The sequence below is a fragment of the Catelliglobosispora koreensis DSM 44566 genome (genome assembly GCF_000379685.1).
GTDB lineage: Bacteria > Actinomycetota > Actinomycetes > Mycobacteriales > Micromonosporaceae > Catelliglobosispora > Catelliglobosispora koreensis.
Genome location: NZ_KB903249.1, coordinates 541,768 through 562,275, shown reverse-complemented (window position 1 = coordinate 562,275; position 20,508 = coordinate 541,768). Strand labels below are relative to the sequence as shown.

Here is a 20,508-nt window from a genome sequence, read left to right as displayed (position 1 = left end):
CCCTCTCATGTTCACAGCTTGATTTCCTGCCGCACCACGGCTTCGGCAAGTGCGGCATAACGTTGCACGCATTGGCGCGCCCATTCCGGATCGAAGCGGTCACGGTCGCACAGCACGAGCGCGTTGAGCCCTTCTCCCTGCGGCACCACCACGAATTCCAGGGCGAACCGGCGCCGTTCGAGCTGAGCCTCCAGGTCGTCGAGTTCCTCACCTTCCATATCGGCCCGGGTCATGAACGAGCCGAGCAGCTGGAACATGATGTCGTCGGTGCGTCCCGGGCCTTCGATGGTGCCGGGCGGCAGCAATTGCAGCGGAAGATCGCAGTGGCGCATGCCGTTGAGCACCGCGTCGCGGGCTTGGCGCACCAGGTTTGTGTCGCCGTCGACACGGCACCGCAACAGCACCATCGTAACGAAGAATCCGACAGTCTCCCGGACTTCGGGCCGGCGGTTGGCGAAAAGCGAGGCGACAGTCAGGTCATTCTGGCCGGTGAGCTCGTGCAAGACCTTGTAGAACAGGGCGAGCATGACCGGGAACAACGTGGCCCGGTGTTCGCGCGCCAGCTTGCGCAGCCCGGCGGTGACCTCTTTGCTGATGGTCACTTCGCAGGAAACCCAGCCCGGTTCGCCAGCTGATCTGGGCACCGAAGCCTTTTCCGGCAGCGCTGGCAACGTGGCACCGGCCAGGTGACCGGACCAGTACTCCGAAAGCGCGGCCCTTTGCTCACCGTCGAGAACACCGTGGTGCCAGTCGGACCAATCGGCGTACTGCCAGTCCACATTGGGCAGATCCGTCTCGCCTCGATAGAGAGCCCGCAAGTCACGCTGCAGCAGAGCGTTTGACCAGTCGTCACTGACGTAGTGGTGCATCGTCAGCACCACGACGAAATGGTCGGCGGCGATCTGAATCAGCGTGGCCCGGGTGGGCCAGACCGCGGCGTCGATCGGGTCTCGCAACTCCGCGGCGATAACGTCACGCGCCGCCCGCCGAGGGTCCGGTTCGGCCGAAACATCGACGTGGCGCAGCTCGACCGGTCTCGCGTCGTTCACGATCTGCCTGAGCTGCCGTGCCTTCACCGTGAAGGTCGTGCGCAGCGACTCGTGCCGCTCGGTAAGCCGCTCGATCGCCACACGCAGAGCTTCGGCGTCGCACTTCTCACGCAGATGCCACAGCACCTGCTCGTTGAGGGAATTTTCCCGCCCACGGTAGTGATCCATGAGCCATAGGAGGCGCTGCCCCACTGAGGCCGGTAACTCTCGCACGCATCGACGCTACTCCAGACTCGTATTTGTGGGAATACTGTGCTTGTATGTACTCGTATCTTTTGAAGACACTCGCTCACACGAGGAGACGGCGATGACGGTCGTGCGATCCAGCGAGGTCGCCTTCGATGTGCGCGATCCCGCGCTCGTCGATGACCCGTTTCCCACCTACGCCGCGATGCGCGAGGCTGGGCCGATCCTGCGCGGCGGGCCCGGGCAGTGGATCGTGCCGCGGTACCAGGAAGTTTCGGCCCTGCTCAAGGATCAGCGCCTGACCAAGACTCTGCCTGAGGCCTATTACCGTTACACGGTCGGCAATGAAGAGCTCAGCGCGTTCCTTTCCGGGCAGAATCTCGGGCAGCGCAACCGCTTGGCCAGCAAGGTCCTTGTCGGCTCGTTCAGCCCCGGCCTGGTAAAGCGCCTCGGCTCGCACATGACCTCGCTTGTCGACGATCTGCTGGACGCCCCACTGGCAAAAGGCGAGATGGACATCGTCACCGACCTGGCCCTGCCGTTTCCGCTGATGGTGATCTGCGAGTTGCTCGGCGTGCCGGCACAGGAACGCGAGGTGCTCTGGCCGCACGCCGCGACCCTGGTGCGCGCCTTCAGCGATGTCGCGTTCCTGTCCGATAAGGACGTTGATGACGCGGCAGCCGCCCTGCGCTGGCTTCGCGAATACCTGACGGATCTGCTCAAACGCGGGCCAGAACCCGACAGCCTGCTCAGCCGGATGGCCACCACCGAAGCAGACGGGGAAAAACTGACTCCCCCAGAGATCGTCGACAACGCCATCACCGTGTTCTACGCCGGCTTCGAAACGTCAATGGGCATGGTTTCCAACGGCATCGTCCAGCTGATGTCCGAACCCGCACAGCTCGCGCGGCTGCGCGCCGACCGCACCCTGATCGCCTCCACGGTGGAGGAGATGCTGCGTTTCGAGGCGCCTATTCAGGTGACCATGCGCAGCCCGCTGGAGTCGATCGACGTCGCCGGCCAGACTGTCCGCCCCGGACGGGTGTTGTTTCTGCTTGTCGGCTCGGCCAACCGCGACAGCGAACGCTTCGCCGACCCAGATCACTTCGACATCGGGCGTGACCCGAACCCGCATCTGAGCTTCGGGGCAGGCAGCTACAAGTGTGTCGGAGCCGCGTTAGCGCGCGCCGAAGGAGCGGCTGTCCTCGACCGGCTGCTGGCCCGTGTCGCGGATTTCGAACCCGCCGCGGCACCACAACGGCGCCCGCGCTTCAACTTCCGCACGTATGAACGCGTGCCGGTCCGGCTTACGCCGGCCTAGGCGCGGGGAGGCATGGCATGGATCTGCGAGACAGCCCGCAAGAGGCGTCCTTTCGCGACAGTCTGCGCGGATGGCTGCGCACGCGACTGCCAGAGTCGCAGGCCACCGAACGCCAGTGGAGCCTTGACGAACTCAGGTCCTGGAGCAAGGAGCTACACGAAGCTGGCTATGCCGGGCTGACCTGGCCCGCCGCCTATGGGGGGCGCGGGCTTTCCCCTAGCTACCAAGCCATCTTCGCCGAGGAAAGTGCCCTGGCGGGCGCACCAGATCACCTCAACGTCATCGGCATGAACATGGTCGGCCCCACCCTCATCGCCCACGGCACAGCTGAGCAGCAGGCACGCTTCCTGCCCGGCATCTTGTCCGGCGATATCCTTTTCTGCCAAGGCTTTTCCGAGCCCGACGCGGGTTCGGACCTGGCCTCCGTGCGCACCCGTGCCACACCCACAGGCGACGGCTATGAGGTCAGCGGAGAAAAAGTCTGGTCCTCCTACGCCCACCTGGCTGATTACTGCCTGCTGTTGGCGCGCACCGGGCCCAGTGAACCCAAGCACCAGGGCCTGACCTGTTTCATCCTCGACATGCGAGCCCCCGGGGTACAGATCTCGCCGCTGCGCCAGCTTTCCGGCGACAGCGACTTCAACCAGATCATCCTGGAGCAGGCGGCGATCCCAGCCGAAAACGTCGTCGGGCAGGCCGGGGCCGGCTGGGGTGTCGCCCTTTCGACACTGGCTCATGAACGCGGCACCTTTGGCATCACGCTGACCGCGCGGTTGACAGTGCAGTTCCAGCGGCTGTTGCGAACGGTCCGCGAAACCGGCAAGCAGCACGATCCGTTGGTCCGCCGGGAGATCGCCGAACTTTACGCACGGCTGCAGGGTTTGCGCTACACGGGATACCGGGCGCTGTCAGCTCTGGCCGCCACGGGCCAGCCCGGGGCTGAATCCTCTGTCCTCAAACTTGAGTGGTCGCTTGCCCACCAACGGCTTTGCACCCTCGCGCTGCGGCTGCTCGGCCCAGCGGCCGCACTCGACGGCGAGGATTCGCCGTGGCAAGGCCACTGGCAGCGGATGCGCCTTCGCAGCCGCGCCAACACCATCGAGGGCGGGACATCGGAAATCCTGCGCGGCATCATCGCCGAGCGCGTACTCGGCCTTCCCAGATCGAGGTAGCACGGCGCGATGGACTTTTCTCTTACCGGCACACAGCGCGAGATCGCCCACTCCGCCCGGAGGCTGCTCGCCTCCGGCGGAACCTGGCAAGAGCTGGGCAAGCAAGGCTGGCTCGACGAGGACCTGGGCTCGGTCGAGCTGGGCCTGCTCGCCCAGGAAGGTGGCTACGCCCTCAACCCCACCCCGTGGTGGAGCACGGTCGCCCTGCCACCACCCCTATTCGAGCCTCGACCGTCCACATTGGCCAGTGGTGAGTTTTCCGCCCAGGGATCAGCCATTTCCGGGTACGCGTCGTTCGTGCCCGACGGCGCGAACGTGCAGCGGCTGGTGCTCGTCGCTGGCGACAGCGTCTTCGGAGTGCCGACACAGCAGCCAGGCGTGCGTGTCCAGGAACAAGCCAGCCTCGATCAGCACCGGGGCATGGCACGCATCGAACTCGACAGCGCACAAGGCACCCGGCTCGCCGACGCCAGCGTGATGACATTGGTACGGCGGCGGGTGCAAGTCCTGATCTCCTGCGAGGCGGTCGGTGTCGGCGCGCGTGCCATGGATTTCGCCGTCGACTACGCCAAAGTGCGGGAACAGTTCGGCCGCCCGATCGGCTCGTTTCAGGCTGTGGCACACCAGCTGGCCGACGGTTATGTCGAGCTGGAACTGGCCCGGTCGCTGGCCTACCGGGCCGCATGGCTGGCAGGTGCGTCAGCACAAGACGGCGAACTGGACGAAGCGCTGTGGTGTGCTCTGGCGACGACCCGCCAAGCCGCCGTGCGCAGTTGCGAGATCGCCATCCAAACCCTTGGCGGAATGGGTGTCACCTGGGAACACCCCTTGCATCACTGGATGCGCCGCGCGCTGTGGTTGCAGGCTTACGATCCTTTCGGAGCCGACCCGTTCGAGTCGCTTGCTTCAGTCTTGCTCGAGAGGAGCCCGCAGTCATGATCAGCCCCGAGGCCGTCGCCGAGATCGCCCTGTCCATGCCCGGCGCCCACCAGGGCAGCCATTTCACCACGATCGACTTCAGGGTGAGCAACAAAATCTTTTGCTCCCTGCCGAAGCCGGGCCACATGGGCATGCGGATCAGCCCGGCTGAGCAGGCCGCACTGTTGCAAGAGGATCCTGAGACCTTCTCCCCCGCGAGCGGTGCCTGGGGAAAGCAGGGCTGGACCGTCGTCAAGCTCGAGACCGCCGATCCCAAGCAGCTGCGTGAACTGATCACCGATGCCTGGCGCGGTGTCGCGCCGAAGAAGTTGCTTAAGGAATTCGACGAGGCCGAATGAGGAGAACCATATGTATTCACCGCTCATCCCGTTTCTGCGCTACCGCGACGTCCGCGCGGCTCACGACTGGCTGATCAACGCGTTCGGCTTCGAGTCATACGACACCACGGAAGTCGACGGCACCATCGTGCACGCCGAGCTGAGCTGGCGCGGGCTTGCCTCACTGCAGCTGGGCAGCGCGGTCGAAGACGGCGCGGTCATTATGCTTAGCCCGCTTGACCTTCCGGGACTCAACCAGGGTGTCTACCTCTACGTCGGCGAACCGGCCGAAGTGGACGAACAGTTCAAGCGAGCGGTCGCGGCCGGAGCCCCCGTCGTTTACGAGCCGCGCGACGCGCCGTACGGCGCACGTGATTTCGGTGTGCGTGACCTCGAAGGGCACTACTGGTCCTTTGGTTCCTACATCGCCAAGTAGTCGTCTTGACGTCGAGTGATGCTGGCGCCCCACGGGTGCCAGCATCACTCGTATTAGCGAGTATTTGTAGACAACACTAGTAAAGGCGACGGTAGTATGCGGGAATGGTCGTCTTCGAACCACCTCTGATCGCCGAGTCTTGGCCCCGCCGAGTGCGCGGAATGCTGGATCGGCAGGTGATTGTCGACTCGCTTGGGACCATGCTAATGATCCCTCCTGACGGGTTGCCTGTTTACTTTTTCCCGCCGTCTGACCTCGCGCCAGACCTGCTGATCGCAGCAGGCAAGCCCGATCACGAAACCTCCCGCGGGATGACCCGCGTCTGGTCTATTAGGACCGCGGGCAAGGTGATCGAGGAAGGCGCGTGGAGCCTGATCGAGCCGGTGCCCGAGTTAGCCGCATTACGCGACATGGTGGCTTTCCGGTGGCAGGCCCTCGATTCCTGGTACGAGGAGGATGACGAGATTTTCGTCCATCCCAAGAGCCCGTATCACCGCATCGACGTGCTGCACAGCTCACGGCACATCAGGGTCGAACTCAACGGCCACGTTCTGGCCGACTCCCGCCGGCCACGGCTGCTCTTCGAGACCGGGCTTCCCATCCGGTACTACATCCCGACCTCAGATGTGAATATGGACCTGCTTCGTCCAAGCCGGACAGTCACGCAATGTCCATACAAGGGCATGGCGTCGTACTGGTCAGCGGAGCTTGGAAACGAGACGGTGCGCGATGTCGCGTGGATGTACCGGTACCCGGTACCTGAATGCCCTAAGATCGAAGCTCTTGTATCATTCTTCAACGAGCGATGCGACCTTGTTGTCGACGGTCAGTTGCAGGCCAGGCCAATAACGCCGTGGTCTTAAAGCTTTCAACCCCCTTTTAACCTGATATGAAAGGCCGGGCTATGACCCAAGTTACCAAGGCGGCCGCCGCCAAGGCGCCGGTTACGCCACCCACCCCGATTGGCGGTAGGAGGCGGACAGTCGCGCTGGTAGCGATCCTGCTGGGACTACTGCTGGATCTGCTCGACATTGTCATTGTCAACGTTGCCCTGCCTACGATCCAGGAAGAGATCGGTGCTACCGCCGCCCACATGCAGTGGATGGTCGGCGGTTATACCCTCGCCTTCGCCACGATGCTCGTGACCGGTGGCCGCCTCGGTGATATCTACGGCCGCAAGAAGATCTTCATGATTGGTATGACCGGCTTCGCCTTGGCGTCACTGGCTGCCGGGCTCGCCTTCGCACCAGAGCAGCTGATCATCGCCCGCTTTGTGCAAGGCGGCATGGGTGCGCTCATGGTTCCGCAGGTGCTGGCGATCCTGCAGGTGATGTACCCGCCCAACGACCGGGGCAAGGCTTTCTCCGCACTGAGCGTCATCTTCGCGGTCGGCACCGTCGGTGGCCCGATCGTGGGCGCCCTGTTGACCACAAGCAACATCGCGGGCCTGACCTGGCGCACGATCTTCCTGGTGAACCTGCCCATCGCCGTGGCCTGTTTGTTCATCACCGCGCGGCTGGTCCCCGAGTCCAAAGCAGACAATGCCAAGAGTCTCGACATCAAAGCCGCCATTTTGGTTGGCCTGGGCATGCTGCTGCTTGTCTTCCCGCTGATTCAGGGACGCGAGCTGGGCTGGCCGACGTGGACGTTCATCAGCCTGGGTGCGGCTGTTTTGGCTTTCGCCGGGCTCATCATTTCGGAGAAGCGCCGCACAGAATCGCCTCTGATCCCGCTTTCCCTGTTCAGCCACCGCTCTTTCCGTGGCGGGCTCGCGGTCTCACTGTTCTTCATGGCCGGCGTCATGCCGTTCTTCCTGATTAACACGCTGTACCTGCAGATCGGCCAGGGATACTCGGTCCTCGCGGCCGGCTTGACCGGTGTGGTGTGGGGCTTCGCCGTCCCGCTGTTCACCTTCGTGTCGGCTCGCTTCATCACGCCACGCATCGGCCGGCTCGGCCTGCAAATAGGACTGGTCATGCTCATCGCCGGCATGGCGCTGCTGATCGGCGCGATCCGGCTCAACGACGACATCAACACGCTCGTGCTCGCTCCCGGCCTCATCATCGGTGGCGCTGGCATGGGTATGACGTTCGCACCGTTGCTGACCTACACACTCAACGACGTGCCGTCCAACGACGCTGGCTCGGCCTCGGGTGTGTTCAACACGATTCAGCAGGTCGGTTCCGTGATCGGCATCGCGCTCAGCGGCATGGTCTTCTTCCTCGTGCTCAACGCGCAGGCCACCGATGTTAGCGGCGCCAGGGATGCCGAGCTTCGGGCATCGCTTGCGCAGCAAGGAGTTTCTGGCACCACCGCGGACACAGTGGCTGGGGCGATCCACTCGTGCTTCGCCGAACGGATGAACGTGGCCAACCCCGCGGCCGACCTGCCACAGTGCGCCGCGGTGACGGCCACTTTGGACGAAAAGACCGCCGCGGCGGTAAAGACTGTTCAGGCCCAGTGGCAGCACGGCGCGACCCATGACGCGTTCCGCTTCACCACTGAGCGGGCGCTGCTGTTCCAGATCGGCATGTTCGCCATCGCGATCCTGATCAGTTTCACCCTGCCCCGCAAGGTCGGCGCCTAGCCAGATCCAGTGATAACAAAGATCCGCGGCTCCTGCGAGCCGCGGATCTTTGTTGTTCCAGTGGCTGCTTAGCTCGCGGCCACATGCTGGTCGTCGTCGGCCGGGGCCTTGCCTGAGTGGCGGCCCGCGTAACGCGCACCGGTCGCCCGGCGCTGCTCGGCTTTGTCACCACGGCGCTCCACTGGCACGTGAGAGGTTCCCATCGCCAATCCCGTAGCCGATGGCATGTAGTCGTAGACAGCCTCGTACTCGCCGTCACGCACGACAAACGTCTCATGCCAAACGCCGACGTCTCCGTTGTTCTTCATGCGCTTGAAATAGTCGGCCCACACCTTCGCGTGCGGCGCGTCCGGATCATTGGCGAAGCGCTCCAGCTGCTCAACACTGCGGAAATAGCCGATGAGCAACGGACCGCGCAGATTCCAGAAGGCGTGCGCGCAGAGCGCACCGTTCTTTTCCTGCTCACCGAACAGGCTCATGAGGATCTTCCGCATCGCGCGGAAGTTTGGATACCACTTGTGAATCTTCCAGTACTTGTTGATCCGCATGCCGGTGATGAAGACGGCGAAGTCGCCCTCGATCTCCGCGGTCATCCGGGGCCGGATTGGTGGCTTGCCTGTCTCGCCCATGCGGTCCTCGTCCTCTCTTCTATCCCCGTCTCGAATACGTGCAAACACTAGCGTTCCCTGGCCAGACACAACAAGCATGTTGACGTGTTTCAGAACCTCACGACACCCGCCGTTTGCCGTAATTTCGTGCAAATACCCAGGTAGTAAGACGCATTGACACTCTTCACGCTGTACGTTTATGGTCGGAATGGACCTAATACACGACTAAGGGTGGGGGCGTATCAAGTGAACCTCAACAAGCGTTTGGCCGAATACAAGGAAAAGCAAGAGGCGGGTGAGGTCCCTCCGATCACGACAGCACATCTGGAGGTCATCTATCGCGGTGCTGAGCAGCTGATCGCCAGCGGCCAGCACAAAACCGTTCCTGAGGTTGGCGCGAAGTTCCCCTCATTCGCCCTGCCGGATGAGAAGGGGACGATCATCTCCTCTGACGAGATCCTTAAGCGCGGTCCGCTAGCGATCGTCTTCTACCGTGGAATCTGGTGCGACTACTGCAACTTTGAGCTCGAAGCGCTCGAAGAGGTCTACCCGCGGATCAAGGAACTCGGCGGCGAACTCGTCGCGGTGTCACCGGTGACGATGCCGGGCCTGCGCGCGGCCATCCGCCGCAACAACCTTTCCTTCCCACTGGTAAGCGACCGTGGCAGCGAATATGCCCGCCGTTTCAACCTCGTCTACACCATGAGCGAAGAGGTCATCGGGGTCTGGGGAAGCTTCGGCCTCGACTTCAGCCAGGTCAACGGCGATGACGGCAAGTCCATGACCATGCCTGCCGTCATCCTCAGCGATCAGCAAGGCGTCATTCAGTTCAGCGAGGCGCACCCCGCACACTGGCAGCGCACTGAACCAGACGATCTCGTGGCCGCCTTCGAGCGGCTTGCCGCTTAGCCCACAACGAAAAGCTGCTGGAGCAGGCACACCCTGCTCCAGCAGCCAAAACCGAAACTATTTGCCCGGGTTGTAGGTCCCGAAACTCCACAGGTGACCTTCGGGATCTGTGCACGTGTACTCACGCGAATCGTAATATCCCATGTCCTGCAAGGGATAAAGGACCTCCGCGCCAGCCGCGACCGCGCGCTCATAGTGCGCGTCGATATCGGCTTTCTCAATGCGCACAAAGACGCCCTGGCTGGAAAAACTGGTCTGCTGCGGGCTGCGCATCGGAAGAGCGCCACCGCCGTCGGTTGCCGTGAGCAGGACAACCCCGTTGCCGATCTTCAACTCGGCGTGCTGGATATCGTCTTCGCCCTCATCGCCAACATCAATTCTCTCGGCTCCAAAAGCCTTACCCAACCACTCGATCGCCCCTTTCGGATCGTCATACGTGAGGTAGGGCATGATCGCATTGCTGAGCATTGAACCTCCCCTGTCGCGGGCATTTGCGGGTATTCGCCGATCCTATGGGCACTCGGAGAGACTGTCCAATATGACACCATCTACGGCATCACTGGCTGAAAATCAGCGATGGTGTGCGAGGGTCGTGAGATACTCCACCGGCAACCGGAACCCCGCACTCGTTTGCTCACCGCCGCTCGTGAAAAGTGCTCTGAGATCAGCCTGGGCCTGCGGCCATCTTCCAGAAGCGGCCAGAACCCGGCGGATAGCGACTATCGCCGGCACCATCGTGCTCACCTCATCCAAAGCCTGATCTACGTCATCCCACACGACATCAACAGTGTCGACCCGAGTGGTCAGCTCGACCGGCAGCCCCGCGAAGGTTGACCGGATCAGTTCCGGCACGGCCCACGCCTCAACCGGTGGCCCACCTGGACCGCCAAGATACTTGCCAAATAAGGGTTTCAGGCTTCCGAAGGGGCTATCAGGCAGCCAGGCGAGCACGCCGATGACGCCACCCGGCGCGCACACCCGCACCAGTTCGCGTGCCATGGCCGCAGGGTCACTGGCGAACATGCAGCCAAAGGCGGACAGCACCCGGTCGTAGGACTCATCAGGCACGGGCATAGCGGTCATGTCCGACTGAATCCATTGCACCCCAAGGCCAAGCGCGTCCGCACGCCTGCGCGCGACCGTCAGCAGACCGGCGGCGAAGTCAAGCCCGGTCGCGTTAGCGCCCAGGCCCGCCGCCGCGATGGCCGCAGGTCCTTGGCCGCAAGCCACATCGAGTACGCGGTGTCCGGGCAGGACGGTCTCCTTCGCCAAGTTGCGCGCGGCATCTGCCCACCTATCGCCGACCGTGGCGTAGTCACCCAACTCCCAAAATTGTTCTGGCTGCATGTCGCTCCCTTGCCGCGTGCCCGAAAAGTCGCAATTACTCATCGTCTCACGGCCACCGGCGGGAGATTCGGCGCACTCCCCTTTTCCCTTCGCCATAAGGCAAATCGCGTGCAACCGACACGGTTGCACGCGATGGAAATGGGGCCGGGTTTGGTTATGCGGCGCTTTGGTTCTCCGCCGCCTGTTTGGCGTTGGCCTGGCGACGGCGAACTGCCGTGTGCCCCTTCTCCTCGACCGGCAGATGCTTGCCCGCCGACGCTAGCCCGAAGGCGAAAGGAAGATTGGTGTAGACAGCTTCATATTCGCCGGCCCGGATGACGTAGGTCTCGTGCCAGACCGCCACGTCACCTGTCGCGCCTACCTTTTTGACAAAGCTGCGCCAGGCTCCGAGGTGCGGTAGGTCGGGGTTGTTGGCGAAAGCCTCAAGATGCTCGACACTGCGCCAATAGGTGATCATAATGGGGCCACGCGGTGACACCCATGCGTGCAGGTCAAGCAGGCCAAGGTCAGGCTGCTCGCGAACCTTTACCAGGATTGGCATCATCAGTTTGAATGTCGGCCACCAGCGGTGAACCTTCCAGAACTTGTTGATTCGCATGCCGGTCATGAAGATGGCGAAGTCGCCTTCGAGTTCGGCTGTCATCCGCGCTGTCAACAACGGATTGCCGCTACCGCTGCCCATTGAGCCTCCTAATTGGAGTGTGTGATCAGAGTAGACGCGTATCTGACACAGATGCAAGGTTGTATTCGGTGTCGTTGGTAGACACTCGTTTCTTTCATAGGATCGTCATGCCAAGGTGTCCTAAAGGAAGGTTCAAAGTGGCTGAGACGCTGAGCAATTCGGTCATGCCGTATCTAACCTACGATGACCCCAATGCGGCTCTTGAGTGGCTCAAGAAGGCATTCGGTGTCGAAGAGATCGCCCTGACCACAGGGCCGCAAGGCGAGATCGTCCACGCGGAACTGAAGATCGGTACGGGCATCATTCTTCTTACTGGTGCTAACGGGAACGGGGTGTTGCCTATGGGTAGCCCGCGTAGCTTGCCCCATAGCCACCAGGGTGTGTTCGTACGGATCGACGGTGCCAAGAACGTGGACAAACATCACGATCAGGCGGTCAGTGCCGGAGCCAAGGTGCTGATGCCGTTGCAGGACATGCCTTGGGGTTCGCGGGAATACACGTGCCAGGATGTGGAAGGCCACATCTGGAGCTTCGGCACCTACAACCCCGGCCGGAGTTAGGCTGTGGTCAGCGCGGCGCGTGCGTGAGCACCCGCCGCGCTTACCCACTACGCGGCTTTCAGAAATTGTGGCGGAACGAATCCGAGCCGGCAGGTCGACAGACCACCGTCGACCGGAATGACCGTGCCGGTTAGATAAGAACCTGCCGCACTGCACAGGAAGACCGTCGTGCCAACGACATCGGCCGCGCGGCCGATGCGTTTGAGCGGGGTCACCGCCTCGATCACAGGCCTGAACCCTTCCAGAACCTCTGCCATCATGCGCGACGGGAAACTACCCGGAGCGATGGCGTTCACCGTCACGCTCGGGGCGAAATCAGCGGCCAGAATGCGCGTCAGATGGTGCACCGCGGCCTTGCTCGTCGAAGCCGAATAGGTGGGAAACTCGGCGACTCGCAGTGCGTCCACCGAGCCGATGTTGACGATGCGTGCCGGGTCCTCGGGTGTGCCGCTTTGCTTGAGCAAGCTAGCCAGTTCCCTGGTGAGGTAGAACGGAGCCTTGAGGTTGAGGTCAAGCACCTTGTCCCACCCCTCGGCGGGGAACTGCTCAAGCGGTGCTGACCATCCCGTGCCCGCGTTGTTGACGAGGATGTCCAGCCTGTCCTCTCGTTCCTTGATCTCGCGGGCGAGGCGGACGCATTCCTCCTCACGGCTCAGGTCGGCCGGGATCGCCACACATTCGCCTACTGGCGACAGCTCGGCGACCATGGCGTCGCATTCGGCCTTGTTGCGTGCCGTTATGTAGACACGGACTCCCGCCTCGATGAACCCGCGAGCGATCATCGCCCCGATGCCGTGGGTCGCACCCGTTACCAGCGCCGTCTTTCCAGCTAGGGAGAACAGGTCACTCATCTGGCACTCCTCTCAGAAACACGATTTGGCCGACAGATGACTACTTCTTCGGCAGGAGCATCGTTGCTCCGATACCCAAGCCGAACATGATGACCATGTACCAGAGCGCGAGCACCATGCTTCGCTGGTAGTCGAGCTTTATTGCCTGAGCGGTGTGCCCCGCGACGATCGTGGCCGTCTTCTGCGCAGCCTCGGTTGGCTGGCCTGCCGTCTCGGTGGTGCGGCACGAAGGAACGTCACGATAGGGGTCGGCCGAGCCCATACGGTCGATAAAGCAGGTGCGGAACCGGCTGACGGTGCGGTCAATCTCCTGTGCTGGCAACGCCGTAGCGGCCAGATCCGAGCGCAGACCCGGAATGACCTTGTCCACGGCGCCTGCCGCCTGCGTGCCCAGGATGCTAAAGAACAGCACCCCGCCGGCGGCGATACCGAGCACCGCGCCAACCTGCTGAACCGTGTTGTAGACACCCGACGCGGGACCGGCGTCGTTCACCGGCACATCGTGCAAGGTGAAACTGACGATCGGCGGGAAACTCATGCCCATGCCCATGCCGCCAATGAACAGACCGGGCGCCATATGCCAGGGCGTCACGGTGTCCACAGTGGAGATAGTCCACATAAGAATGAACATTCCGGCCATCATGAGCAGCAACCCCAATTGCAGCCCGGCGCGGCCGAGTTTGGGGTGGATGACGCGTGAGGACACCGCGCCGAATAGCGGGACAGCTATCCCCCACATGATGCCGGTCAGGCCGGCCTTGAGGATCGGGAAGCCTTGGCCCACTTGCAGATAGAGCGTGTTCAGCAGGAAGAACGGCATGACGCCGCCCATGAAGAAGATGGACACCAGCAGCCCACCATCGAAGGAGCGGAAGCGGAACAGCGTCATCGGCACCAAGGGTGAGTCTTTGCGGCCGCGCTGGTGCACCACGAACAACGCCAGGACGAGCAGTGAGGCTGCCATGCTGACGAAGGTCCACCACGGCCAGCCCAGTTCACGGCCCTGCACCAGTGGGTAGACCAGCAGGAACAGCGCCGCCGTGAGGATGATGACGCCAGGAACATCAAGCCTTTTCGCGTTCGCTGGCTTTGATTCCGGCACCACGATCAGCGCGGTGATGATGGCCAAGATTCCAACGGGGACATTGACCAGGAAGATCGATCTCCAGCTGAGCCCGGCGAAGTCAGCCTCCGTTAGGACCGCGCCGAGGAGCGGTCCGCCGACGGTGCCGATGCCGAACACTCCACTGAGGATCGCGAAGGCACGGCCCCGCTCGTGTGGCGCGTACATGACCTGAATGGTTGACAGGACCTGCGGCACCATCAGCGCGCCGAACGCGCCCTGGACGATCCGGGCGGCAACCAGCTGGCCCGGTGTTTGGGAAAACCCACAAGCCATCGAAGCGATGGTGAAGCCGGCCATCCCGATGACGAAGATTCGCTTGCGGCCAAAGAGATCACCGAGTCGCGCCGAGGTGATCAGCATGAGGGCGAAGGACAGGGTGTACCCCGCGATCACCCACTGAATGGCGGCCGCATCGATACCGATGCCCTCTTGGATTCTCGGCAGGGCGACGTTGACGACGGTGATGTCCAGCAGGTCGACGAGCAGTCCTAATAGGACTACCAGCAACGCCAGCGTGCGGCGGCGGCCCGTCGCCGCCGGGACGAACGCGTCCGGGACGGGGTTTTGCGGCTGCGCAGCGGCGTCGGGCGCCGCGACGGGCTCCTTGCTTGTCTGTGTGCTCACTCGTTGTGCTCCTCAAAGATGATGAACCACAAAGAACCGGTGGCTGACCGCCGAACCAGTGCATCCGGGCCTGAGCGCCACTCCGCCGTCATGGCGACAGCCCGGCTGGTGCCTTCGCGCGGCGGGAATCTGCGTCACGGGCGGTCATGCGGCAAACTACAGTCGGTTTTCTTCCTGTTGTCTTCATCTATGTGGACAGGGTTCTCAACACTCGGGGATAGAAGAAAACACCAGTCTCGTCAGCTATGAGGTAGGTATCTAATTCCTAATTGGACACGATGTGGGGGCAGCAATCCATTGCGGGAATTGCGGATTACTGCGGACATCGACGGCGTCATCGCTATCTATGTGACCGCATGCGTACCAACAGGCGCACAACAGCATGGAACGAGTCAGGGCGCGGCAACCCGCTGCCGCGCCCTGACTCGGTGGAATGTTGTTTAGCTGGCAGGTGGCTCGTGCACGCCGAAGGAGACCCCTTGGTTGTCCTTGCATTCGGCGAACCTGCCGTATTGCGGGCCACCGTCCATGATGGCGTCAGCTTCGCCGCCCGCGTCACGGATGCGCTTCACCGCCTCGTCGATGTTATCGACAGACAAGTAGACAACCAGCTCGCGGGTATCGTCGCCGCCGTGGATGCCGGCGGTGACCGTGTCGGTGTGGACCCGGAAACCGTTGGGCTTAGGTCCCCAATTCCACGCCGGGAAAACCGCGCTGTAGAAGTCCCTGGCCTTCTCGGCGTCGGGAACGCCTAGTTCCATAAAGGTTGGCACGCCAGACATAGCTCCTCCTTCTTTGCCGTGTTTTGTACTCTCCGGCGTACTGTAGCCGCACTGGTGTAAGCAAGGGTGTAGGTCTAGTGTTTACGAGTGTCTTAGACACTCGTCGATAGGAGGACCTGTGAGTAGCGCTGTTCCGCGTTCTAATGAGGAGATTGCGGGCTACTACGACTATATGGGCCCGTTTTTCTCTATCCTTTTCGGGAAAAGCAACCACATGGGAATGTGGGCGCCCGGCGATGACACGTCCATCAGCGACGCGCAGGATCGGCTGACCCAGGCCATCATCGATGCCACTTCCCTGAAGCCCGGTCAGCGTCTGCTGGATGTTGGTTGCGGCAATGGCCGGCCCGCCGTGCTCGCGGCCCAGCAGACTGGCGTCACCGCGGTCGGTGTCAACCTGAGCACCCAGCAGATCGAGGACGCCAACAAGCTCGCCAGTGAAGCAGGACTGGGCGACAAGGTGACCTTCGCTGTTGAAGACGCGATGCACCTACCCTATGAGGACGCGTCATTTGACGCCGTGTGGGCGATCGAGATCCTGTCGCACACCTCAGACCGGGTGGCCGCGATGCGCGAGATGCTCAGGGTGCTGCGCCCGGGTGGCCGGATCGTAGTCTCCGATGTCAGCGAGCGGGTCAAACTCGATGACGCGCAACGCGAGGGTTTGTTCGCCGCCTTCCTGATGACGTCGATCGTCTCCCACACTGACTACCCGAAACTGCTCAGCGAGGCGGGATTCGCCGAAGTCAAGGTGCAGGATCTCAGTGGCGAAGTTGGCCTCACCCTGACCAAAGTGCTGGATACCTACCCGCAAAAGCGTGCGGCGATCGCCGCGGCTTACGGCGAGGAAATGGCCGACGCGCTGGCAAGGGACTTCCCGACGATGAGCGCCATGCAACGAGACAACCTCGGCTACCTGCTCATGTCGGGCGTCAGGCCCGCCTGAGACAGCTTGAACACACCGCAGGGGCGGGTGGCAGGTGCCGCTCGCCCCTGGTTACCACGACTGTGCGCGAACATTGTGGGACGCTATCGCGATGACGACCGATGACCGGCCATTGTGGACGATCAAGATAGCGGTGCTCGCCACCGAAGACGAAGTTGACCGGCTCACAGAACGGCTCGTCGCCACGATCTGCCCGGACGCGGATCATGAAGGCGACTGCCAGATCCCATGGACGATGACGACCACCGATGGCAGCAGCCTCCCACTGCGCCAGCAGGCCGCCTTGCGCGAAAGCATCCGGCTGACCAACCCTGGTGCAGAAGGTCACATGTCGCCATAGGAGAGGCGAAAGCCCAGGCGGGGGTACGCAGACGTGGTGCCACAGCGGCATTTGGCGCCACTTTGTGGTGGCTGGGCACATCTGCCCCGGCCGGCACCACGGGCACGGTGGTGTCATGTTCAAGAAGATCGGGCTAGCGGCGGTATGCCTTGCCGCCATTGTCCTCACGCCATCAGCCGCACAGGCCTATCAGCCAAACCCCTACAGTCCCAACGCCGTTTGCGGTGCGGGCTATACCGTTGTCGACACCGCCGAAGCCGTTGAAGCTGACGGATCAGGCGGGGAAAACCGTGTCGGGGCGGTCTTCCTGCTGCGCTACTACAACACCGGCTGGTTTTGCGCGGTGACCATTAAGTACCACCTCGTTGGTCTCGCCAGCGACACCGGCGTTTCCCTCAACGGCCTCAAAGATGAGGCACCGCGGTGGTACTACGCGGGACCACTGAAGGTCTACATTGGTCCCGGCCAGTGCGCTAACGCCAACGGTTACGTGACCGGCACCCAGGGCCAACGGGTCTACCAGCGCCGCGACCCGATGTTCCCCGTCTTCTACTGTCTGCCATAGACATTGCCAAAGGCGCCGCCAGGCGGGGCGGCGCCTTTGGCAATGCCGACGTTATCGCCGGGTGGTGATCCCTTCGCTGTCGGCGGCATCGTCGTTGGCGACGTGCTTTCGTTGCAGGTCCTGGATTTCCTGGCGATGATCGCGCAGTTGATGACGTGCCGTCGAGCGGCGCCGTGCGTTGCGGCCGAGCCCACTAAGCAGCATGACCAGGCCGAGTAGCGCCAGCGCGCCGACCACGAAACCGGCCAGGAAGACCTGTCCCATGGTGACCTCTATCGAATCGCCAAGCAGTTCGACGGCGGCTGCTGGTGCGGTGAAGATGCTGTCGTTGGCCCAGATTAAGGCGAGCGATATGCCCACCATGGCGAGGAACAGCAAGAGTCCAAGAATTACCATGTGTCGCTGCTTCCAGCCCGCGGTGCGGGCGGTAATGACGCTTGTGCCTAAGGGGTACCCAGCGTCGCCCTTGGCGTAACAAGGCAAGGTTAGACAGGCGACGCCCAGGCCAAGATGTATCCAGCTGAGTTGGCGGCCGTGTGCACGGCGAAGGGTGCGAGCAAGCCGCCACCGATGTGGCGCACGAGGCACAGCAGCAGGCCCAGTCCCATGGCGACGGTCATGACGGCGATGGGGGCGAAGACAGGTCCCGCGCCACAGAAGAGGCTGTGAACCGCCAGGTCATCACACTTGCCCTGCTGTAGCGCCGGGAAGATGTGGAACAGCCCGAATAAGGCACTCGCACCCAGCATTGGCCCCCACCGCCACTGCTTGCCGTTAAAGCCAAGTAGCGCCGGCAGCACGCCGCGGAAGGCCACCTCTTCGAGTAGCACCGTGCCGAAGGGAACGCGGATGAGCACCGCCCACAGCAGACCACCTGAGGAAATGCTCGCGGCCGGGCTCGCCGTGAACACCTCCCGGATCGGCGGCAGCACCCAGCCAACGGTCAGCACGGCGGCTACACAGCCCAGGCCAATAAGCGCCGCGAGAATCGTTCGCCTGCCAACGATGAGCCCGATCGCCTCCCGCGTCACGCCCGCTTTGACAGCGATCACGATCAGCGTTGCCGCCACGGCCGTGTTGATCAGCGGGTAGGCCCAAGCGGACACCACGGTTCCCGCCAGGACCGCGGTAGCCGCTAGCAACGCGACGCAGCCCGCTAAGGCGATGCGAATACGCGCCGACGCTGACACCGAGTCCATGCCATAAGCGTAAAAGCGTGCGTTACTGCGGGGCAGCCGGGTGGAGTCAAGGTTTGGCATGCGGTCTTCGCGGCATAGGCCAGCGCACATCACTTGCCCAGCCAGCCTTTTCCAGCGCCCAGATAACGCGGGCGGAAGGGTCAAGTTGCCCGGGCAGGACGCCGTGGCGGGCACAGGTCGGGTCGGCGTGATGGGAGTTGTGCCAGTTCTCCCCAAACGAAATGACCGCGAGTGGCCAGAAGTTGGCGGCACGGTCAGCGCCGTGGGTGGCGAACGGCCGCTGCCCATACACGTGACAGACCGAATTGATGGACCACGTGATGTGATGCAGCAAACCGATGCGCACGAGACTGGCCCAGAAGAACGCGGTCAGCGCGCCCTGCCAGGACCACGTCACCAAACCGCCAATGAGCGGCGGGGCGAACGCTGAGAACAGCGCGATAGGCCCGAAGAGACGGTCGACAAGCTTGATGTCAGGATCAGCTAGCAGGTCGGGGGCGAACCGGTCGCGGTTGGACGATTCCCGCCTGAACATCCAGCCCATGTGTGCGAACAGGAGCCCTTTGGCTATGCCGCTGACGGTGGCCCCATAGCGCCAAGGCGAATGTGGATCGCCTTCCCGGTCGGCGTAGGCGTGATGGCGGCGGTGATCGGCCACCCAGATGATGGGCGCGCCTTCGATCGCCAGCGATCCAGCCGTGGCGAGGGTAATGCGCAACCAGCGTTTCGCTTTGAACGCGCCGTGGGTGAAGTAGCGGTGAAACCCAACGGTGACACCGAATCCGGAGACAAGATAGAACGCCAGCGCCAGGAATAGGTCCAGAAAGGACAGTCCCCATCCCCACGCCACCGGCACGGCGGCTATGAGCGCGAGCAAAGGCAAGGCGACACCGGCGGTCAAGACCCCCAGAGCCCACCGTGGCGGCGGTTGTTCCAACAATGGCTTGCCCACGGCAGACGGTGCGTGCCTTTGCGGGCCAACAAGAACCATAAGAAAAGACCCTTCATCCGTGCGCACGAAAACGCGGACGACCGCCAGGGTCTAGGGCGGTGCAAACATGGCGAAGCTGTGTCTATGGTAGCTGGGGCCCGGCGTTCAGTGGCTCCTCCGCCTGGGCGGTGGCGGTTAGCGCACTGGCGAAAAGGATCAGCTGGTTGAGCAGATTAAGGAAAATCAGCAAGCCGACCGCCGCCGCGACGGCCTGATAGACCGGCTGGACGGCGATCGCGTTGACGTAGACGCGCCCGATGCTCGTGAGCCCCTGGACCCCGGCGGCGATCAGCAGCGCCGGCCCGGCCACCCGGCGCAATGGCATCCGCAGCCGTGGCAGTCCCGTTAGCACAGCCATCGACAACACCGTGTTAACCGCAAGCCCCATGGTGAACGCCGCCACCGCGGGCAAAGCACCCCCAGCACTTGTCGCCGCATTGCCTAAGAGGCCAACCAGGTACTGAGTCCCGGCCTCGATTCCCAGCGCCACGATCAAAAGCAGGCCAAGCCCAACGAGCACCAGCAAGTCGGTCAGCTGCCGGGTAAAGAACTTGCCCGGATACTGCGGCACGCCCCAGATCGCCCGGATAGCCGAGCGCAGCGAGTCGACCCAGAACATGCCAGAGACCGGCAACACGACCAGACCCGCGATCCAGGCCACGCCCCGGGCCTCACGCAACTCCGCGAGATCAAGACGGGGTACTACCCGCGGCAGCCGTTCCTGCATCGCCGCAAGCAATCCAGGATTGTCCACAATGGATCCCAGGGCCGCGAAGCCAAGCAGAGCAAGGGAAAACACGGCGAAGAAGGCGTAGTAGGTCACCGCGGCGGCTAGCCGGCCACCGTCAGCACGGTCATACCGCATCGCGGCGCGCGCCACGTGATCTAGCCAGCCGGCTTTGCGGCGCAGACGTGCCACGCCCTCAGATAGCCGCCGCCGTAATTCGCTCACCTGCCAGGAGTACCCGCCA

Annotated in this window: 24 protein-coding genes; 12 read left to right on the top strand and 12 right to left on the bottom strand. The window is 62.9% G+C overall.

Annotated features, from left to right (window positions below; translation table 11 throughout):
- Nucleotides 1-11 precede the first annotated feature (11 nt).
- Nucleotides 12-1,262, bottom strand: a complete 1,251-nt coding sequence (locus A3E1_RS0102665) for a condensation domain-containing protein (RefSeq protein WP_245571063.1) — start codon at nt 1,260-1,262, stop codon at nt 12-14.
- A 94-nt stretch (nt 1,263-1,356) separates the two neighbouring features.
- Here A3E1_RS0102665 and A3E1_RS0102660 point away from each other — a divergent pair, with 94 nt between their 5' ends.
- The 7 genes from A3E1_RS0102660 to A3E1_RS0102630 all read left to right on the top strand — a co-directional run bounded on the left by A3E1_RS0102660 (nt 1,357) and on the right by A3E1_RS0102630 (nt 8,007).
- Nucleotides 1,357-2,556, top strand: a complete 1,200-nt coding sequence (locus tag A3E1_RS0102660; RefSeq protein WP_020519207.1) for a cytochrome P450 — start codon at nt 1,357-1,359, stop codon at nt 2,554-2,556.
- Between the two features lie 17 nt (nt 2,557-2,573).
- A complete protein-coding gene (locus A3E1_RS0102655) occupies nt 2,574-3,728 on the top strand; it encodes an acyl-CoA dehydrogenase family protein (protein ID WP_020519206.1) in 1,155 nt (384 codons plus the stop codon).
- Between the two features lie 9 nt (nt 3,729-3,737).
- Nucleotides 3,738-4,667, top strand: coding sequence for an acyl-CoA dehydrogenase family protein (locus A3E1_RS0102650; protein WP_020519205.1), 930 nt, complete (start codon nt 3,738-3,740; stop codon nt 4,665-4,667).
- On the top strand, nt 4,664-5,005 hold the full coding sequence (locus A3E1_RS0102645) for an MmcQ/YjbR family DNA-binding protein (protein WP_020519204.1): 342 nt from the start codon (nt 4,664-4,666) through the stop codon (nt 5,003-5,005). Before A3E1_RS0102650 ends, A3E1_RS0102645 begins: the two co-directional genes overlap by 4 nt.
- A 10-nt stretch (nt 5,006-5,015) precedes the next feature.
- Entirely contained in the window at nt 5,016-5,420 is a 405-nt protein-coding gene (locus tag A3E1_RS0102640; RefSeq protein WP_020519203.1) for a VOC family protein, read from the top strand.
- 104 nt (nt 5,421-5,524) lie between these two features.
- Entirely contained in the window at nt 5,525-6,283 is a 759-nt protein-coding gene (locus tag A3E1_RS0102635) for a DUF427 domain-containing protein (RefSeq protein WP_020519202.1), read from the top strand.
- Nucleotides 6,284-6,324: 41 nt separating this feature from the next.
- A complete protein-coding gene (locus A3E1_RS0102630; protein WP_020519201.1) occupies nt 6,325-8,007 on the top strand; it encodes an MFS transporter in 1,683 nt (560 codons plus the stop codon).
- Between the two features lie 68 nt (nt 8,008-8,075).
- On the opposite strand, the gene A3E1_RS0102625 is transcribed toward A3E1_RS0102630, so the two are convergent.
- A complete protein-coding gene (locus A3E1_RS0102625) occupies nt 8,076-8,636 on the bottom strand; it encodes a monooxygenase family protein (RefSeq protein ID WP_020519200.1) in 561 nt (186 codons plus the stop codon).
- A gap of 225 nt (nt 8,637-8,861) precedes the next feature.
- On the opposite strand from A3E1_RS0102625, the gene A3E1_RS0102620 reads away from it, so the two are divergent.
- On the top strand, nt 8,862-9,524 hold the full coding sequence (locus A3E1_RS0102620) for a peroxiredoxin-like family protein (RefSeq protein ID WP_020519199.1): 663 nt from the start codon (nt 8,862-8,864) through the stop codon (nt 9,522-9,524).
- A 57-nt stretch (nt 9,525-9,581) separates the two neighbouring features.
- On the opposite strand, the gene A3E1_RS0102615 is transcribed toward A3E1_RS0102620, so the two are convergent.
- The 3 genes from A3E1_RS0102615 to A3E1_RS0102605 form a co-directional block, all read right to left on the bottom strand.
- Nucleotides 9,582-9,992 (bottom strand): VOC family protein, encoded by a 411-nt coding sequence (locus tag A3E1_RS0102615; RefSeq protein ID WP_020519198.1) that lies wholly within the window; start codon nt 9,990-9,992, stop codon nt 9,582-9,584.
- Between the two features lie 102 nt (nt 9,993-10,094).
- Nucleotides 10,095-10,871, bottom strand: a complete 777-nt coding sequence (locus A3E1_RS44335; RefSeq protein ID WP_020519197.1) for a class I SAM-dependent methyltransferase — start codon at nt 10,869-10,871, stop codon at nt 10,095-10,097.
- Nucleotides 10,872-11,025: 154 nt separating this feature from the next.
- On the bottom strand, nt 11,026-11,553 hold the full coding sequence (locus A3E1_RS0102605) for a DUF4188 domain-containing protein (protein ID WP_020519196.1): 528 nt from the start codon (nt 11,551-11,553) through the stop codon (nt 11,026-11,028).
- A 137-nt stretch (nt 11,554-11,690) separates the two neighbouring features.
- Between A3E1_RS0102605 and A3E1_RS0102600 the strand changes: the two genes are divergently transcribed.
- The gene (locus A3E1_RS0102600) at nt 11,691-12,113 is read left to right on the top strand and encodes a VOC family protein (RefSeq protein ID WP_020519195.1); all 423 of its coding nucleotides are present in this window, start codon (nt 11,691-11,693) and stop codon (nt 12,111-12,113) included.
- A gap of 47 nt (nt 12,114-12,160) precedes the next feature.
- On the opposite strand, the gene A3E1_RS0102595 is transcribed toward A3E1_RS0102600, so the two are convergent.
- From A3E1_RS0102595 to A3E1_RS0102580, 3 genes are all read right to left on the bottom strand, one after another.
- Nucleotides 12,161-12,964, bottom strand: a complete 804-nt coding sequence (locus A3E1_RS0102595) for an SDR family oxidoreductase (protein ID WP_020519194.1) — start codon at nt 12,962-12,964, stop codon at nt 12,161-12,163.
- A gap of 40 nt (nt 12,965-13,004) precedes the next feature.
- Nucleotides 13,005-14,714, bottom strand: coding sequence for an MFS transporter (locus tag A3E1_RS0102590; protein ID WP_020519193.1), 1,710 nt, complete (start codon nt 14,712-14,714; stop codon nt 13,005-13,007).
- A 440-nt stretch (nt 14,715-15,154) separates the two neighbouring features.
- Nucleotides 15,155-15,496: a VOC family protein gene (locus A3E1_RS0102580; RefSeq protein ID WP_020519191.1), complete on the bottom strand. Its 342-nt coding sequence runs from the start codon at nt 15,494-15,496 to the stop codon at nt 15,155-15,157.
- 118 nt (nt 15,497-15,614) lie between these two features.
- On the opposite strand from A3E1_RS0102580, the gene A3E1_RS0102575 reads away from it, so the two are divergent.
- The 3 genes from A3E1_RS0102575 to A3E1_RS0102565 all read left to right on the top strand — a co-directional run bounded on the left by A3E1_RS0102575 (nt 15,615) and on the right by A3E1_RS0102565 (nt 17,347).
- Nucleotides 15,615-16,442, top strand: a complete 828-nt coding sequence (locus A3E1_RS0102575) for a methyltransferase domain-containing protein (protein ID WP_040390322.1) — start codon at nt 15,615-15,617, stop codon at nt 16,440-16,442.
- A gap of 91 nt (nt 16,443-16,533) precedes the next feature.
- The gene (locus tag A3E1_RS38550) at nt 16,534-16,782 is read left to right on the top strand and encodes a hypothetical protein (RefSeq protein WP_020519189.1); all 249 of its coding nucleotides are present in this window, start codon (nt 16,534-16,536) and stop codon (nt 16,780-16,782) included.
- A 115-nt stretch (nt 16,783-16,897) separates the two neighbouring features.
- Nucleotides 16,898-17,347, top strand: coding sequence for a hypothetical protein (locus tag A3E1_RS0102565; protein WP_157631269.1), 450 nt, complete (start codon nt 16,898-16,900; stop codon nt 17,345-17,347).
- A gap of 51 nt (nt 17,348-17,398) precedes the next feature.
- Here the strand turns inward: A3E1_RS0102565 and A3E1_RS0102560 are convergent, their stop codons facing one another.
- The 4 genes from A3E1_RS0102560 to A3E1_RS38545 all read right to left on the bottom strand — a co-directional run bounded on the left by A3E1_RS0102560 (nt 17,399) and on the right by A3E1_RS38545 (nt 20,489).
- Entirely contained in the window at nt 17,399-17,743 is a 345-nt protein-coding gene (locus tag A3E1_RS0102560; protein WP_020519187.1) for a hypothetical protein, read from the bottom strand.
- Between the two features lie 89 nt (nt 17,744-17,832).
- On the bottom strand, nt 17,833-18,546 hold the full coding sequence (locus A3E1_RS0102555) for a CPBP family intramembrane glutamic endopeptidase (protein ID WP_040390450.1): 714 nt from the start codon (nt 18,544-18,546) through the stop codon (nt 17,833-17,835).
- A gap of 46 nt (nt 18,547-18,592) precedes the next feature.
- A complete protein-coding gene (locus A3E1_RS0102550) occupies nt 18,593-19,498 on the bottom strand; it encodes an acyl-CoA desaturase (protein WP_020519185.1) in 906 nt (301 codons plus the stop codon).
- A 121-nt stretch (nt 19,499-19,619) separates the two neighbouring features.
- Nucleotides 19,620-20,489, bottom strand: coding sequence for a YihY/virulence factor BrkB family protein (locus tag A3E1_RS38545; protein ID WP_245571062.1), 870 nt, complete (start codon nt 20,487-20,489; stop codon nt 19,620-19,622).
- Nucleotides 20,490-20,508: the final 19 nt, after the last annotated feature.

Bases quoted from the DNA above. Each gene is read 5' to 3' on its own strand.
- A3E1_RS0102660 (WP_020519207.1), top strand. From the start codon at position 1,357: ATGACGGTCGTGCGATCCAGCGAGGTCGCCTTCGATGTGCGCGATCCC.
- A3E1_RS0102655 (WP_020519206.1), top strand. From the start codon at position 2,574: ATGGATCTGCGAGACAGCCCGCAAGAGGCGTCCTTTCGCGACAGTCTG.
- A3E1_RS0102650 (WP_020519205.1), top strand. From the start codon at position 3,738: ATGGACTTTTCTCTTACCGGCACACAGCGCGAGATCGCCCACTCCGCC.
- A3E1_RS0102645 (WP_020519204.1), top strand. From the start codon at position 4,664: ATGATCAGCCCCGAGGCCGTCGCCGAGATCGCCCTGTCCATGCCCGGC.
- A3E1_RS0102640 (WP_020519203.1), top strand. From the start codon at position 5,016: ATGTATTCACCGCTCATCCCGTTTCTGCGCTACCGCGACGTCCGCGCG.
- A3E1_RS0102635 (WP_020519202.1), top strand. From the start codon at position 5,525: ATGGTCGTCTTCGAACCACCTCTGATCGCCGAGTCTTGGCCCCGCCGA.
- A3E1_RS0102630 (WP_020519201.1), top strand. From the start codon at position 6,325: ATGACCCAAGTTACCAAGGCGGCCGCCGCCAAGGCGCCGGTTACGCCA.
- A3E1_RS0102625 (WP_020519200.1), bottom strand. From the start codon at position 8,636: ATGGGCGAGACAGGCAAGCCACCAATCCGGCCCCGGATGACCGCGGAG.
- A3E1_RS0102615 (WP_020519198.1), bottom strand. From the start codon at position 9,992: ATGCTCAGCAATGCGATCATGCCCTACCTCACGTATGACGATCCGAAA.
- A3E1_RS44335 (WP_020519197.1), bottom strand. From the start codon at position 10,871: ATGCAGCCAGAACAATTTTGGGAGTTGGGTGACTACGCCACGGTCGGC.
- A3E1_RS0102605 (WP_020519196.1), bottom strand. From the start codon at position 11,553: ATGGGCAGCGGTAGCGGCAATCCGTTGTTGACAGCGCGGATGACAGCC.
- A3E1_RS0102595 (WP_020519194.1), bottom strand. From the start codon at position 12,964: ATGAGTGACCTGTTCTCCCTAGCTGGAAAGACGGCGCTGGTAACGGGT.
- A3E1_RS0102580 (WP_020519191.1), bottom strand. From the start codon at position 15,496: ATGTCTGGCGTGCCAACCTTTATGGAACTAGGCGTTCCCGACGCCGAG.
- A3E1_RS38550 (WP_020519189.1), top strand. From the start codon at position 16,534: ATGACGACCGATGACCGGCCATTGTGGACGATCAAGATAGCGGTGCTC.
- A3E1_RS0102565 (WP_157631269.1), top strand. From the start codon at position 16,898: ATGTTCAAGAAGATCGGGCTAGCGGCGGTATGCCTTGCCGCCATTGTC.
- A3E1_RS0102560 (WP_020519187.1), bottom strand. From the start codon at position 17,743: ATGGTAATTCTTGGACTCTTGCTGTTCCTCGCCATGGTGGGCATATCG.
- A3E1_RS0102555 (WP_040390450.1), bottom strand. From the start codon at position 18,546: ATGGACTCGGTGTCAGCGTCGGCGCGTATTCGCATCGCCTTAGCGGGC.